At 69.2% G+C, this 14030-nt stretch carries 14 protein-coding genes; 1 reads left to right on the forward strand and 13 read right to left on the reverse strand.

Annotated features, from left to right (window positions below):
• Positions 1-72: 72 nt before the first annotated feature.
• From NS4_RS30260 to NS4_RS30280, 5 genes are all read right to left on the reverse strand, one after another.
• Entirely contained in the window at positions 73-1635 is a 1563-nt protein-coding gene (locus tag NS4_RS30260; protein ID WP_063062897.1) for a bifunctional uroporphyrinogen-III C-methyltransferase/uroporphyrinogen-III synthase, read from the reverse strand.
• Positions 1632-2798, reverse strand: a complete 1167-nt coding sequence (gene hemC / locus NS4_RS30265) for a hydroxymethylbilane synthase (RefSeq protein ID WP_084487854.1) — start codon at positions 2796-2798, stop codon at positions 1632-1634. Before hemC ends, NS4_RS30260 begins: the two co-directional genes overlap by 4 nt.
• Positions 2795-4222, reverse strand: a complete 1428-nt coding sequence (locus NS4_RS30270) for a glutamyl-tRNA reductase (RefSeq protein ID WP_063062898.1) — start codon at positions 4220-4222, stop codon at positions 2795-2797. The genes hemC and NS4_RS30270 overlap by 4 nt, the downstream gene beginning before the upstream one ends.
• Positions 4219-5190, reverse strand: coding sequence for a redox-sensing transcriptional repressor Rex (locus tag NS4_RS30275; protein WP_063062899.1), 972 nt, complete (start codon positions 5188-5190; stop codon positions 4219-4221). Before NS4_RS30275 ends, NS4_RS30270 begins: the two co-directional genes overlap by 4 nt.
• 249 nt (positions 5191-5439) lie before the next feature.
• Entirely contained in the window at positions 5440-5703 is a 264-nt protein-coding gene (locus NS4_RS30280; protein ID WP_063062900.1) for a glutaredoxin family protein, read from the reverse strand.
• A gap of 177 nt (positions 5704-5880) precedes the next feature.
• Between NS4_RS30280 and NS4_RS30285 the strand changes: the two genes are divergently transcribed.
• Complete coding sequence (locus tag NS4_RS30285; protein WP_439955824.1) at positions 5881-6903, forward strand: HAD family hydrolase; 1023 nt, start codon at positions 5881-5883, stop codon at positions 6901-6903.
• 33 nt (positions 6904-6936) lie between these two features.
• Here the strand turns inward: NS4_RS30285 and NS4_RS30290 are convergent, their stop codons facing one another.
• From NS4_RS30290 to NS4_RS32760, 8 genes are all read right to left on the reverse strand, one after another.
• Positions 6937-7950 carry a lysophospholipid acyltransferase family protein gene (locus NS4_RS30290; protein WP_063062901.1) on the reverse strand — a complete coding sequence of 338 codons (1014 nt, stop codon included), beginning with the start codon at positions 7948-7950 and terminating at the stop codon, positions 6937-6939.
• On the reverse strand, positions 7947-9020 hold the full coding sequence (locus NS4_RS30295; RefSeq protein WP_063062906.1) for an NAD-dependent epimerase/dehydratase family protein: 1074 nt from the start codon (positions 9018-9020) through the stop codon (positions 7947-7949). The genes NS4_RS30290 and NS4_RS30295 overlap by 4 nt, the downstream gene beginning before the upstream one ends.
• A 187-nt stretch (positions 9021-9207) precedes the next feature.
• A complete protein-coding gene (locus tag NS4_RS31830; RefSeq protein WP_003402602.1) occupies positions 9208-9309 on the reverse strand; it encodes a 30S ribosomal protein bS22 in 102 nt (33 codons plus the stop codon).
• A 200-nt stretch (positions 9310-9509) separates the two neighbouring features.
• A complete protein-coding gene (locus tag NS4_RS30300; RefSeq protein WP_030525584.1) occupies positions 9510-9758 on the reverse strand; it encodes a helix-turn-helix domain-containing protein in 249 nt (82 codons plus the stop codon).
• A 145-nt stretch (positions 9759-9903) separates the two neighbouring features.
• Entirely contained in the window at positions 9904-10722 is an 819-nt protein-coding gene (proC, locus tag NS4_RS30305) for a pyrroline-5-carboxylate reductase (protein ID WP_063062902.1), read from the reverse strand.
• A gap of 51 nt (positions 10723-10773) precedes the next feature.
• Positions 10774-11676: a thioesterase family protein gene (locus NS4_RS30310; protein WP_063062903.1), complete on the reverse strand. Its 903-nt coding sequence runs from the start codon at positions 11674-11676 to the stop codon at positions 10774-10776.
• Between the two features lie 271 nt (positions 11677-11947).
• Positions 11948-12874 carry a sugar phosphate isomerase/epimerase family protein gene (locus NS4_RS30315; protein WP_063062904.1) on the reverse strand — a complete coding sequence of 309 codons (927 nt, stop codon included), beginning with the start codon at positions 12872-12874 and terminating at the stop codon, positions 11948-11950.
• Between the two features lie 11 nt (positions 12875-12885).
• Positions 12886-14030: Rv0497 family membrane protein (locus tag NS4_RS32760; RefSeq protein ID WP_501193460.1), on the reverse strand; the 1145-nt coding region annotated here is incomplete at its 5' end.

The raw sequence follows: 14030 nt of genomic DNA on the forward strand, positions 1-14030 counted from the left end.
GCTGTGGGCGCGTGAGAATATCGGCCGCCGACCGGTTCACGACCGGTCGGCGGTACGACGGCGGTCCGGAGCCTAACGGCTGCGGCGGCTCTTCTTACGCGGCGGCGGCAAAAGCCCTTCCGCCCGGAGTCGGGCGGCGTGTTCGGCCAGCGCCTCCACCAGCGCGCCCACCTGGGCGACCTCCGGCTGCACATCGACGCGCAGGCCGAACTCCACCGCGGTCTCGGCGGTTTTCGGGCCGATGCAGGCCACGATTGTGCGGGCGTGCGGTTTACCGGCGATACCGACCAGGTTGCGGACCGTGGAGCTCGAGGTGAACAGCACGGCGTCGAAGCCGCCGGTCTTGATCATCTCGCGGGTTTCCGCGGGCGGCGGAGAGGCCCGCACGGTGCGGTAGGCGGTGACATCGTCGATCTCCCAGCCGCGTTCGCGCAGTCCTTCGGCCAGGGTCTCGGTAGCGATATCCGCGCGCGGCAACAGGACCCGGTTCACCGGATCGAACACGTCGTCGTACGGGGGGAAGTCGGCGAGCAGGCCGAGTGAGGACTGCTCCCCGCTGGGCAGCAGTTCCGGGTTGATACCGAAAGAACGCACCTTCTCGGCGGTGGCCTCGCCGACGCAGGCGATCTTCACACCGGAGAACGCGCGGGCGTCGAGACCGAATTCGGCGAACTTCTCCCAGACCGCGCGCACAGCGTTGGTGGAGGTGAAAACCACCCACTGGTAGCGACCGTCCACCAAACCCTTGACCGCGCGTTCCATCTGCGCGGGGCTGCGCGGCGGTTCCACCGCGATGGTCGGCACTTCCTTGGGGATGGCGCCGTGGGTGACCAGCCGTTCGCTCATCTCGCCGGCCTGGTCCTTGGTCCGCGGTACGAGCACGGTCCAGCCGTACAGCGCCCGCGACTCCCACCACGACATCTTCGACCGCTGCGCGACCGCCTTGCCGATGGTGACCACCAGCGGGCCGACCAGCTCGGAGGCGGCGTTGTTCAGGGTGGCCAGGGTGGCTTCGATGGTGCGCTGCTGGCGGGTGGTGCCGCGGACGGTGACCGCGACCGGGGTCTGCGGGGCCATGCCGTGTTCCACCAGCGCGCTCGCGGTTTCGGCCAGATGGCCGGAGGTGGCGTGCAACACCAGCGGCCCGGGCGCGGCGGCCAGGGCGGGCCAGTCCACCTCGCCCCGGACGTCGGCCTCGGTGTGACCGGAGCCCAGCGCGATACCGGCGTAGCTGGGCACCGCCGAGCCCGACGGCAGCCCGGGCAGCACCTCGAAGACGATATGCGAACGGGTGACCGTGGTGACCTCGGCGATCACCGCGTCGGTGGTGAGCGGGTCACCGGAGACCACCCGCACCACGTCGTGGCCGGCCTTGGCCTCGGCGATCAGCGTTTTGGCGACCTCGGCGGGTTCACCGAGGGCGGGCCGGACATCGACCGAGCGCTCCCCGTCGGCTTCCGGTTCGACCTCGGTGCCGATCAGGGCGAGCACCCCGGCGTCCACATCGGGATCGGTGAACGCGAGGGTGGCCCGGCACAGCACTTCGCGCGATCGGGTGGTCAGCAATGCCGGGTCCCCCGGGCCCGATCCGACGAACAGGATCCGCCCCGGATGCTTCTTGCTGGCTCGACTCATCGGTTGTTCTCCATTGGACTGGGTTCGGTGAAGTCCGTGTCGGTGCTCGTTCCCGCGGCAGCGGCGCTCGGTTCCGTGGCGGCGGTGCCGCCTGATCGCGCTGCGGCGGTGCTCGTTCCCACCGGGGTGGTGTTGTCTCCGGCTCTCTCGAGAGCCGGTTGCGCGGTGCCGGGTTCGGCGGCGAGTAGCTCGCGGGCACCCAGCTCCAGCAGTTCGCGGGCCAGTGCGCGGCCGAGTTCGGCGGCCTCGGCCGGTGCACCCACCGTCGAGGCCCGTATCACATCGGAACCGTCGAACGCGGCGACACAGCCGCGCAGCGACAGTTCCTCGACGATGCGCCCGTCGTCGTCCAGAGATTCGACGATTTCGGCGATCGCTCCGACGGGTGCGGTGCAGCCCGCCTCGAGTTCGGCGAGCAGCGCCCGTTCCGCGGTGACGGCCGTTCTGCTGGCGGCGTCGTCGAGGACGGTGAGCAGCTCGATCAGGTCGGTGTCGTCGGCGCGGCATTCGACCGCCAGCGCACCCTGCGCGGGCGCCGGCAGCATCTGCACGGGTTCCAGCGCTTCGGTGACGGCATCCAGCCGGCCGATCCGGGCCAACCCGGCGCGGGCGACCACGACGGCGTCCAGTTCGCCTTCGGCGACCTGACGCAGCCGGGTGTCGAGATTGCCGCGCAGCGGCCGGATCTCCAGGCCCAGGCCCAGGGCCAGCAGCTGCGCCACCCGGCGCGGCGCGGAGGTGCCGACCACCGCGCCCGGCGGTAGCTCACCGAGCACCAGGCCGTCACGGGCGACGAGCGCGTCGCGCGGGTCCTGGCGCGGCGGCACCGCGGCGAGCGCGAAACGGTCGTCGCCGGCGGTGGGTAGGTCCTTGTACGAGTGCACCGCGATATCGATGTTCGCGGCGGCGAGTTCGGCGCGCAGCGCACTGGTGAACACGCCCACCCCGATCTCGGCGACCGGGTCGGCGGACAGATCGCCGGGCGTTTCCACGATCACCAGTTCCGCCGGCTGCCCGGTCGCGATCAGCGCGTCCCGCACATTCCCGGCCTGGGTACGCGCGAGCAGGCTGCCGCGGGTGCCGATCCGCCACGGGCGCCGGCCCGCGCCGGGCCCCCCGGCGCCCGCGGCCGCTGCCGCGTCCGAGCCCTGCAGGATGGTCATGTCGACTGCTCCTGTTCCTCGTCGTGGCCGCCGGGTGTGAAATCGTCGGCCAGCGCTACTTCGCCGTCCAGGCCCATCCAGCCGGCGCCGTTGTGTTCGGCTCGGCTGATCTCCATGGGCGCAGCGACCGCCTGGGCCGATCCGGGTGTCAGTTCGAACAGTTCGCGCAGCGCTTCGGCGTAGCTGTCGCCGCCGGGGGTGCTGGCCAGTTGTTTGACCCGAACTGTCGGCGCGTGCAGCAGTTTGTCCACCACCCGCCGCACGGTGCGTGCGACCTCGTCGCGTTCGGGGTCGGCCAGCCGCGGCAGCCGCGAATCCAGTCGCAGCAGTTCGGCCTCCACCACCTCGGCGGCGCGCTGGCGCAGTGCGGCGACGGTCGGCGTGACCTCGGCCATACGCTGTCCGGCCAGGTACTTGGCCAGTTCCTCGGCGACGATGGCGCGGGCGGCGGCGGTATCCCCGGCCGCGGCACCGGCGGCCGGGTCGTGCTGCAGGGTCTCGATATCGATCACCGTGACGCCGGGCAGTCCCGCCACCGCGTGGTCCACATCCCGGGGTAGGCCCAGATCGCAGAACACCATCGGGCGGCCCGCCCCACGATCGGGGTCCGACAGCGCGTTGTGCGCATCGGCCAGCGTGACCACCGACCCCACCGCGCCGGTGCAGGTGACCACCACATCGGCCACCGACAGCGCGTCGGCGAGCCGGGACAGTTCATGGGCCTGTGCCGCCACTCCGTGCGACTCCGCGGTCGCGGCGAGCCGCTGGGCACGTTCGATGGTGCGGTTGACCACCAGGATCCGCCCGATCCCGGCGCGGGCCAGATGCGCGACCGACAGCCCGCCCATGGCGCCGGCGCCGATCACCGCGGCCGTGCGGCCGGCCAGCGGCCCCAGGACCGTGGTCGCCCGATCCAGCGCCACCGACACCACCGAGGCGCCGGCCCGGTCGATCCCGGTTTCCGAATGCACCCGCTTACCGACTCGCAGCGCCTGCTGGGAGAGTTCGTGCAGCGTCCGGCCGACGGCCTGCTGAGCGTCGGCGGTGGTGTAGGCGCTGCGGATCTGGCTGAGCACCTGCTGCTCGCCGACCACCATCGAATCCAGTCCGCTGGCCACCGCGAACAGATGCTCGGCGGCAGCCTCGCTGTAGCGCACATAGGCGTGGCGGGTCAGTTCCGGCATCGGCAGCCCGGAATGGTCGGTCAGCAACTCACCGACATCGGCGAGCCCACCGTGGAACGCGTCGACCACCGCGTAGATCTCCACCCGGTTGCAGGTGGAGACGATCATGGCTTCGGAGATATGGCTGGAGGCCAGCATGCGGTCGATCAGCTTGGGCCGATCGGCATCGGTGATCGCCACCTTCTCCAACATCGCGACCGGCGCGCTGCGATGTGAGATCCCGACGAGAAGAACGCTCATGGTGTGACCACCGATCCCTTGCTGGTTGGCTCCGTTGCCGTATGCGAGGTCGTCTGGGCGGCCTGCGCCGCACAGTGGGACAGCCCGGCGGAGCCCGGCGTCGAATGCGCGGGCATCCGGCGAGCGATCCGGCCGGAGCCGTTCAATGGATGGGCGGACGGCACGGCATTACCGGTTACAACGCCGCCCGCGGTGGGATCGTTTTCCGCTTCGGACGCGTTCTCCACCACATCCGCGGTGCTCACGCCGTCGCCCCGTCCGGTGCCGGGCTCCTCCGGGTCGGCGTTGCGCACCCGCTCGAACGACAGCATCTGCATCTCCACCGCCAGATCCACCCGGCGTAACTCCACACCCGGCGGTGCGGTCAGCGGGCAGAGCGCGAAACTCAGAATGGACTGCACCCCGGCGGCGACGAGTTCGTCGCATACCTGCTGGGCGGCGTCGTCGGGTACCGCGATCACCGCGATGGTCGGGCGCAGTACCGCGATACCGTCGGTGAGCCCGGCCGCGTCGCGTACCCGCAGGCCCTCGACATCGCGGCCGATCACCTCGGGGTCGTTGTCGAAGACCCCCACCACCGCGAAGCCGCGTCGCCGGAACCCGCGATAGCCGACCAGCGCGCGCCCGAGATTGCCGGCGCCGACCAGGACCACCCGATGCCCACCGGACAGCCCGAGCACATCTTCGATCCGGGCCCGCAGCCGCGCCACGTCGTAGCCCACACCGCGAACGCCGTTGGGGCCCAGGAACGACAGGTCCTTGCGCAATTTCGCGGAATTGACACCCGCCGCGACAGCCAGTTCCTCACTGGATACGATGGCCACACCGTCATCGGTCAGCAAAGCGAGCACCCGGAGGTAGGTGGCCAGCCGCGCCACCGTAGCCTGGGGGATGCCCTTCTGCAGTGTGCGGGTGGTGACGTTGGGAGCATCGCCGGAGACGTCGCGCGTCTCATGGTGCTCTGTCACGTCCTGGCTCCTCGTCCCCGACCGAAGCGGCCCGGGTGCTCGGCGACCTCCGTTGCGGTCCATGCGCCGATGACGGGGTCGGATATGGGTTGATTCACCTGCTACCGGCGGCCGGATACTCGCCCCGGCCTGCGGTTCGCGTGCCACCACCGTAACTGCTTGTGAACCCATGCACAAAGTCGGTGAAATTCGCCTCATTTTGTGCCGCGACCCGACCTTGTACGATCCCCGGCCGGAATTCGGACACCGTCAACGATTCAGATCGGCCCGCAAGCGGGTCTCGTCCACATCGAAATAGCTGTGTTCCCGGCCGTCGAGCAGCACCACCGGCAGCCGGTCACCGTATTCGGCGCGCAGCCCGGGGTCGCTGCCCGCGACCGCGTCCACATCGACGCTGCCGACCTCGATACCGAATTCCGCGCAGATCACCCGCAGCTGTTCCAGAGCCCGCTCGCACATACCGCAGCCCGCGCGGGTCAGCAGGGTCACCTCGTGCTTCGTGGAGTTCGTCATGACCTTTATTCAACCCGCCCGCCGGCCGGACGCGGCGGGCTGTCGCGCGTCCCGGGGCCGGCGGCCGCCCCGGGCATGCCGCCACATTCGCTCCGGCCGTGCCCGGCCTGTGGATGGGCTCCGGTCGACAGTACCCATTAGTGTGGACGTGATTCGCGCGAACAGGCGGAGGTACTGGTGCCGGAACGATCGAAGGTGGGGAAATCCGGATTCATCGCGGGCCGGTTCGGGGAACTTCCGGTCAGATGGAATCTGGGCCCGCTCGGACAGGGCCTGTCCGAGCAGCTGGCGCGTATTTCGCGCAGTCCGTTCGGACCCAGTGAAGAGGAGGTCCGCGCCAATGTCGCCGGTGAGGCCAGCGCGGATGCCGCACTGGCCCTGCAGGACGCCGAGCGGGCGGCCGTCGGCGCCCCGCCGGAGGTTCCGCGTGACCTCACCGCTGCGGCTTTTTTCGACGTGGACAACACCATGGTGCAGGGCGCGTCGATCGTGCATTTCGCCCGGGGCCTGGCCGCGCGCAAATATTTTCGCAGCGCCGACCTGGTCGATATCGCGTGGAAGCAGGTGAAGTTCCGGATCACCGGCAAAGAGAGCAGCACCGATATGGCCACCGGTAAAGAGAAGGCGCTGGAATTCATCGCCGGGCGCTCCACCGCCGAACTCGCCGCGCTCGGCGAGGAGATCTACGACGAGATCATCGCCGACAAGATCTGGCCCGGCACCCGGGCGCTGGCGCAGATGCACCTCGACGCCGGCCAGCAGGTGTGGCTGGTGACCGCCACTCCCGTCGAACTCGCGCAGGTGATCGCCAAACGCCTCGGTCTCACCGGAGCCCTGGGCACCGTGGCCGAAAGCGTCGACGGAAAATTCACCGGCCGTCTGGTCGGCGATATTCTGCACGGCCTCGGTAAGGCGCACGCCGTCCGCGCCCTGGCCATCCGCGAGGGCCTCAATCTCAAACGCTGCACCGCCTACTCCGACAGCCACAACGATGTGCCCATGCTGTCACTGACCGGCACCGCGGTCGCGATCAACCCGGATTCCGATCTGCGCGAGGTCGCCAAGGCCCGCGGCTGGGAGATCCGCGATTTCCGCACCGGCCGCAAAGCCGCCAAGATCGGCGTGCCCACGGCACTGGCCCTGGGCGCCGCGGGCGGAGCGGTCGCCGCCGCGGTAACCCGCCGCAAAGGTGTCCACTGATCTGCGGGGAACCCGGCCCGGCGGCCGGGCCACTCACCCCATGAAGACGTTGCGGCGTTTGACCAGAAGTTTGTACAGGGTCTGCTGGATGGTTTCGCGGACCTGGTCGGTCACCTCGAACATGAGCATCGGGTCGTCGGCATCCTCGGCCTGATACTCGGCGGTGCTGACCGGGGTACCGAATTCGATGTACCACTTCGAGGGCAGCGGGAGCGCGCCCAGCGGGCCCAGATGCGGAAACGTGGGGGTCACCGGGAAGTAGGGCAGGCCGAGGAGCCGGGCCAACGGCTTGATATCGGCGATCTTCGGGTAGATCTCCTCGGACCCCACGATCGAGCACGGGATGATCGGCACTCCGGCGCGCACCGCCGCGGCGACGAACCCGCCACGCCCGAATCGCTGCAGTTTGTACCGGTCGGCGTACTTCTTGCCGACACCCTTGAACCCTTCGGGGAAAACACCGGTGAGTTCCCCGGCGCTCAGCAGCCGTTCGGCGTCGGGGCGGCAGGCCAGGGTGTGGCCGGCTTTACGGGCCAGGCTGCCCACCATCGGCATCTCGAAGACCAGATCGGCGGCCAGCAGGCGCAGGGCGCGTTGTTTGGGGTGATGGTCGTGCACCGCCAGTTGCAGCATGAGCCCGTCGAGCGGGACCGTGCCGGCGTGGTTGGCCACGATCAGGGCACCCCCGACCTCGGGTACGTTCTCCATCCCACTGGTCTGCACCCGGAACCAGTTGTCTGCCAGCGGGCGCAGGGCCGGTAGCAGTACCGATTCGAGCAGATGCTCGTCGAATCCGAATTCGTCGACCTGGTAGTCGCCGGTGAGCCGGCGCCGGGCGAATTCGGCGGTACGCCCGATCTGCCGACCGAGGGCGTCGCGCATCAGCTCGGTGAGCGAGCGCGGTGCGGCGGGGGTGGGCGGGGTGAGACGGTCGGTCAGCGAGGTCACCGACCGGTCGGCAGAACCGGTCCAGTTACGTGTCGCGGGCCGTGGCCGCGGCACGGTAGCGAGGTCCTGCAGTCTGATGACTTTGGCGACGTCGTTCATGTATGTGCTCCCGTACCGGCCTTGATGAGGCCGAGCAGTTTGTTTTCTGCGGCGTCGATCCACGCTGGATCGACCACGGGCCGCGACGCTGCGCCCCCGGTGAAGTCGTCGAACGCCTGTACCGTCGTCCAGCGCGGTTCGAACCCGAGTTCGCCGCGCATACGCGTCGTGTCCAGACCACAACCGAAGAGAAAGTAATCGAGCTGTTCGGAGCTGAAATCACGCATCACCGGACTCATCAGGGTCCGGCCGACGGTGCGGAACACCGACCAGGGTACCGGCATTGCGACCCGACCGGAACGACGGACCGCCTGGGAAAGTGTGAGGGCGCCGTCACCGGCCACATTGAAAGTGCCGCCCGGGCCGAACCGGACGGCGTGGACCAAGGCGGCGACCGCGTCTTCCTCGTGGAGAAACTGCATACGCGCGTCCCGGCCGAGCACGGTCGGGGTGATCGGCGAACGCAGCAGTTGCCCCGCCCGGGCGCCCAGGCCGGGTCCGACCATGGGCGCCAGGCGCAGGGTGAGCACGGTGATATCGGGACGGCGCCGGGCCAGACCGCGGGCGAAGCCCTCGATCTCGATCATGTCCCGGGCGAACCAGCCCGATGGCGGCCTGCGAGCGCTCATCTCCTCCGTGAATTGCGCGGGGTCCTTGGCACTTCCCCCGTATACCCCGGAACTGGAACGTGACACCACCCGGCGCACGGTCGGCGATTTCTGGCAGACGGCGAACAGCTGCATCGCCCCGAGGACGTTCATATCCTTCATCGCGGCGCGCCCGCCGCCCGAGGGCGGCTGCGACAGCACCGCGGTGTGCACCACGGTATCGACCTGGTAACGCTCGAAAATCTTGCGGATCAGCGGGTTCCGGATATCGGCACGTACGAATTCGGCGCGCCCCATCCGGCGGCGCAGCGGCGGCGCGGGGGTGAGTACGTCGACCGCGACGACCCGCTCGATCTCGGGGTCGGAAACGAGCCGGCACACGACATTGCCACCGAAGTATCGACTGGCGCCGGTCACCAGTACGACCTTGGGCTTGTAGCTGCCGTTCGCTTCAGTGTCCACCTGCACCGGACCGTCCCACCTCGAGCATCGAGCCCCCGCTCAATAGTTCCGACTACCAGCCTAACGACCGGCGTAGTCACCACCGGCTTCTTAACGGGGACCTAACCCCGATTTCAGTTGGAGGAAACGCGACGAAACCCGCTACCGAATGGTAGCGGGTTCCGCCGGAGACGTTGCGCGGTTGCGCTTACTTGCCGAGTTTGCGCCGCTGCACGCGGGTACGACGAAGCAGCTTGCGGTGCTTCTTCTTCGACATGCGCTTGCGGCGCTTCTTGATCACAGAACCCATAGGGTGTCCTCGCGTTCTCTCCTCGGCGCGTCTCGCGCTCGCTTACGTCAACTGTCCGGTCGTATGCCCGGTTGCTCGCGGCTGAATCTCAGCCCTGGAGGCGGCGGCCCCGCGCGGCCACAAAGAGAGGCAGCGCGCCGCCGATCCAACACAGCGAGCGTTGATGTTACCGGCCCGCTCCCGCGAGCCGGTAACCGCCTTCACCCGGCATCGAAATAGGACGTTTCCAGATAATCGTGCACCGCCTTGGCGTGTACCCGGAATGATCTCCCGACACGAACCGCCGGTAGCTCTCCCGAGTGCACCAGCCGGTACACCGTCATCTTGGAAACTCTCATCAAATTCGCCACCTCGGCGACGGTGAGGAATTGCGTACCACCACCGAGTATTGATTGTCCTGGCGACGAACCACCGCCGCTGTTAGCGGACATCTTGTTCGAAGACATCATCGCACCACTGACCTCCGGCACGTCCGCGCCGCCGGCTTCCCCACCAGCGGAACAGACACGCACGTGCTCCTTGAAGCTTAGCGGGACCAGTGGGATTACTGCGACGGGAGTGAGAAATCAGGTTCATACGCTGGGGGTCAGGAGGTCATTCCGTGGTCGCGCCCTGTTCGGCGGAACGCTGTTTGGCCGCGTGCAATGCCTCCAGGAACGCCGACCGCAGACCCGCGCGCTCGAGTTCGCGCACCGCCGCCGCGGTGGTTCCGGCCGGGGAGGTGACCGCCGCGCGCAGATCGACCGCGCTCTGACCCGACTCCGCGAGCATGGCCGCCGAACCGAGCATGGTCTGGGTGACCAGTTGCGCCGACACATCGCGGGTGAGGCCCAGCCCGACACCCGCCTCGACCATCGCCTCGACCACCAGGAAGAAATACGCCGGTCCCGAACCCGATACCGCGGTCACCGCGTCCATCTGTGATTCGGCGACCACGCACACCTGCCCCACCGAACTCAGCAGCTCGGTGACCAACTCCAGCTGCTCGGCCTTGGCGTAGCGGCCGGCGGCCAGCACGCTCATGCCCGCGCCGACCAGCATGGGCGTATTCGGCATGACCCGCACCACGGGGAATCCCGCGGGTAGTTTGGCCTCCAGTCGCGCCGTCGGCACCCCGGCCGCCAGCGAAACCAGAATTTGATCACGGTCGCCGCCCAGATCGGCCTTACCGAGTTCGGTGAGCACGGCATCCACATCACCCGGTTTCACCGCGACCACCAGAAGGTCGGCACCCACCGCGGCATCGTCGACCGCGTCGGTCACCCGCACCCCGAACCGGGTCGCGAGCAGTTCTGCCCGGTCGGCGTGCGTTTCGACCACCACCAAGTCTTTGACGGCCCCTCCGGCCTCCAGCAGGCCGGCAATGAGGGCCTCCCCGATCCGGCCGCCACCGATCACCGCAATTCGTGTCATGGGCGCCATTGTTCTTGGCACACTCTCGGCAGCGGGGCCCGGGGCCCGTAATCACCTCTTCGGGGAGGGCAGCAGGGCCAGCTGGCGGCTCTGGGCGACCAGGGCACCTGTGGAGTCGACGACGATCTGGTCGGAATCGAACATCCCACCGCCGACCTCATGCGTGGTGGCGACGACGCGCAACCAGCCGGGCGCGGGCCGCCGCCGGAGATAGGTGGTCATCTGCACGGTCGGGGACCAACCGAAATAGCCGAGATTGGTGGGGACCGGCGGGCACATATCGGCCGCCATCATCGCGATATAGGACGCGATCTCGGGATCGGCCTGATCGGCCGGGCGCGGACGCAGCCACATCCGCAGCCGGGGTTCGCCGTGGGCGTTGTCGATGAACGGCGCCCATTCGCGGTCCAGGAAGGCGTCCATGCCCCGGGCCACGTGCACGATCCGGCCCATCGACGACCCCGGTTCGTAGCCGATGGCATCGGCGGTCGGTTCCACCGGCAGATCGGTGTGCTCCGGGGTGTAGAGAGGCGGCCGCTCCGGACCATCCAGGTGACCGAAGGTGAACGCGGTACGGACCAGCGGCCGGCCGCGCTGCACCAGCGTCACGTCCACGAGGCAGATCTGGCGGCCCACCTTGCGGACCGTCACGTCGTAGAGCACCTCACCCGGCTCCGGGGCGCCGAGGAAATCGGTACTCCCCGACAGCGGAGCCATGGTCGCGCGTTCCGGCTCCACCGTGCGCAGCCAGCGGCTCGCGGCGGCCGCCGAACCGGCGACCATGGTCCCGCCGTGCACCTTCGGGCCGATCGTCCAGATATCGTCGATGACACCGCGATAACGCCCGTCACCCGGTTCGTCGGCGGCGAGCTCGGTCAGGGAACACACCCGGCGGAACGGGGCGTCGGTGGACGCCGAACCCAGCTCGGCGTGCAGTTCCGTCTCCGTCGTCATGGGTACTCCTTCTCCTCGGCCCGGTAACCGTTCCGCGGGTGCGTACTGCCGGTCGATCTTGGTACAGCGAGCTCACCCGCGTACAGCCGGACCGGTGGACAGGGGTGGGAACCGGCCGTCCGGAGACCGGCGACCGTCGAGCACTCACAGCGCCGTGAACCTACCCGGGCCGGTCGAGGTGCACGCCCCCATACACCTTCCGTCTTCTCCGGATGGTCTGCGCTCGTGGCCGGGGTCACGAGCGTGCCGGAGGTGGCGTCATGAACACGGATCAACGGGTCTCGATCGCGCTGGGGTCGGGCTGGGAGCTGTTCGCCGGGTTCAGGTGGGTCCGCGCGAACGCGAGGGTGCGGTCCAGCATGTCCGCGCGGGCCGCGGTGGTGCGGGCGTCCTGGGTGTTGATCTCGGCGACGGCGTGACCGGTGAACCCGTTGCGGACCAGCATGGCGCACACCGCCGCGCACGGCTGGGTTCCCGCGCCGGGAACCAGATGTTCGTCGTGGGCGGCGCCGCGGCCGTCGGCCAGATGCAGGTGGCTCAGGCCCCGGCCCATCCGCGTGACCAACGCCAGCGCATCGGCTCCGGCGGTGGCGGTATGGGACAGGTCGAGGGTGTAGTGCCGGAATCCGATATCGGTGGGGTCGTAGCCGGGGCTGAACGCGGTGAGCGAGAGACCGGGGCCGCCGCGGCGTTCCAGGCGCTGGATATCGCGGGCCCGGCGGGCGAAGAGCCGGTCGGCCCGCATGGGGAACATGTTCTCGACCGCGACGGCCACCGAACTGCCCTCTTCGAGCTCGCTCACCTGATCGGCGAAGCCCTCGGAATAGCGGCGCTGCCAGCGGAACGGGGGATGCACCACCACGGTATCGGCGCCCAGGGCCTCGGCCGTGCGCACACTGCGTTCCAGTTTCGCCACCGGGTCGGCGCCCCAGACACGCTGGGAGATGAGCAGGCAGGGCGCGTGCACCGCGAGTACCGGCACCGAGTACTTGCGCGCGTAACCGCGCACGGTGGTGATGCTCTGACTGGCCGGCTCGGCCCAGACCATCAATTCGACACCGTCGTAACCCAGTTCGGCCGCATAGCGGAAGGCGGCCTCGGTGTTCTGCGGATAGACCGAAGCCGTCGACAGCCCCACCTTGATACCGCGGCGCTGCCCGTCGTCCCGCGGGCCGGCCGCGGGAGAATTGCGTGCCATTGCTGCCTCGCTCAGCCCGTACTGAGTAGAAATGCCAGCGGACCCAGTGTGACGAACACACCGACGACCACAGCGATCACGGTACTGAACATATCGTCGCCGCGCCGCAGGATCCGCACCAGCGCGACCAGCCCCAGGATCACCACGACCGCCAGCGCGAGCGCGGCCAGCGGCTGCCCCTCCCAGAGCATCTCGAAACCCTTGAACGCCAGCATCCCGGCGATCGCCGCGCCCACACTCTGCGCGCCGAGCACGATCCACTGTTTGCGCGGATCCTCGGTCGTGTCGCGGTCGGTACCGCGCGCACCTGTCCCGAATCTGGCCTTGGCCGCGGCGAATTTGTCGCCGGCGGCGCCGAATTTCCCGCTCAGCGCCGAACGGGCACGTCCCAGCCGGTCATCCCCGCCCGCGGTGTCCTCGGGGTCGTCGTAGTCGTCGGCGTCCGGCTCGAATTCCGGTTCGAATTCACCGGTTTCGTATTGTTCACCTGAGGCGGTGCGACCGGGAAACGGCCGCATGGGGCCGTGCACGTCGGGGGTCTCGAAGATATCCGTTTTCGCGAAGCCCGGGTCCGGACCGAACTGGGGGTCGGGACCGTAACCCTGATCGGGACCGTAACCCTGATCGGGACCGTAATCCGGATCAGGGGCGTAACCCTGATCGGCGCCGAAGCGCTGACCGGAGCCGAACCCCTGGCCCGGCCCGAAATCCGGGACGGGCGGCGGCATAGGTCCCGCGGGCCGGTGGCCACCGAAGTCGGGGGCATCGGGCGGCGGTGCCTCCAGCCCCTGCAGTCCGGCGCGCAACCGCATACCCTGCTCGGCCGGCGACCACACGACGGTGGTCTGGTCCCCGTTCGGCTGGTCGGACGATTCCGGATGGGAAGCGGGCTCCGGCAGTGGCCGCGAACCGCGGCGGCGGCGCTCGAGCTTGGGCCGCGGATCATCGGCCGAGGTGCCGGGCGACTGCCATGCCTCGGTCGGCGGGGCGGCACCGGGCGGACCCAACCGGGGCGGACCGTCGAAGCCCTGACCCGGCCAGGGCGGGCCGGCGGCCGGTCCGCCGAAGTCCGGGACGGGCGACCGGCCGAAATCGCCGGGTCCGGGCGCGAGACCGTAATCCGCGGGAGCCTCCGGCTCGGCGGGCGCGGCGGACT

The organism is Nocardia sienata NBRC 100364, from assembly GCF_001613205.1.
In the GTDB taxonomy this organism is placed as follows: Bacteria; Actinomycetota; Actinomycetes; order Mycobacteriales; family Mycobacteriaceae; genus Nocardia; species Nocardia sienata.

Bases quoted from the DNA above. Each gene is read 5' to 3' on its own strand.
- NS4_RS30260 (WP_063062897.1), bottom strand. From the start codon at position 1,635: ATGAGTCGAGCCAGCAAGAAGCATCCGGGGCGGATCCTGTTCGTCGGA.
- hemC (WP_084487854.1), bottom strand. From the start codon at position 2,798: ATGACCATCCTGCAGGGCTCGGACGCGGCAGCGGCCGCGGGCGCCGGG.
- NS4_RS30270 (WP_063062898.1), bottom strand. From the start codon at position 4,222: ATGAGCGTTCTTCTCGTCGGGATCTCACATCGCAGCGCGCCGGTCGCG.
- NS4_RS30280 (WP_063062900.1), bottom strand. From the start codon at position 5,703: ATGACGAACTCCACGAAGCACGAGGTGACCCTGCTGACCCGCGCGGGC.
- NS4_RS30290 (WP_063062901.1), bottom strand. From the start codon at position 7,950: ATGAACGACGTCGCCAAAGTCATCAGACTGCAGGACCTCGCTACCGTG.
- NS4_RS31830 (WP_003402602.1), bottom strand. From the start codon at position 9,309: ATGGGTTCTGTGATCAAGAAGCGCCGCAAGCGCATGTCGAAGAAGAAG.
- NS4_RS30300 (WP_030525584.1), bottom strand. From the start codon at position 9,758: ATGATGTCTTCGAACAAGATGTCCGCTAACAGCGGCGGTGGTTCGTCG.
- proC (WP_063062902.1), bottom strand. From the start codon at position 10,722: ATGACACGAATTGCGGTGATCGGTGGCGGCCGGATCGGGGAGGCCCTC.
- NS4_RS30310 (WP_063062903.1), bottom strand. From the start codon at position 11,676: ATGACGACGGAGACGGAACTGCACGCCGAGCTGGGTTCGGCGTCCACC.
- NS4_RS30315 (WP_063062904.1), bottom strand. From the start codon at position 12,874: ATGGCACGCAATTCTCCCGCGGCCGGCCCGCGGGACGACGGGCAGCGC.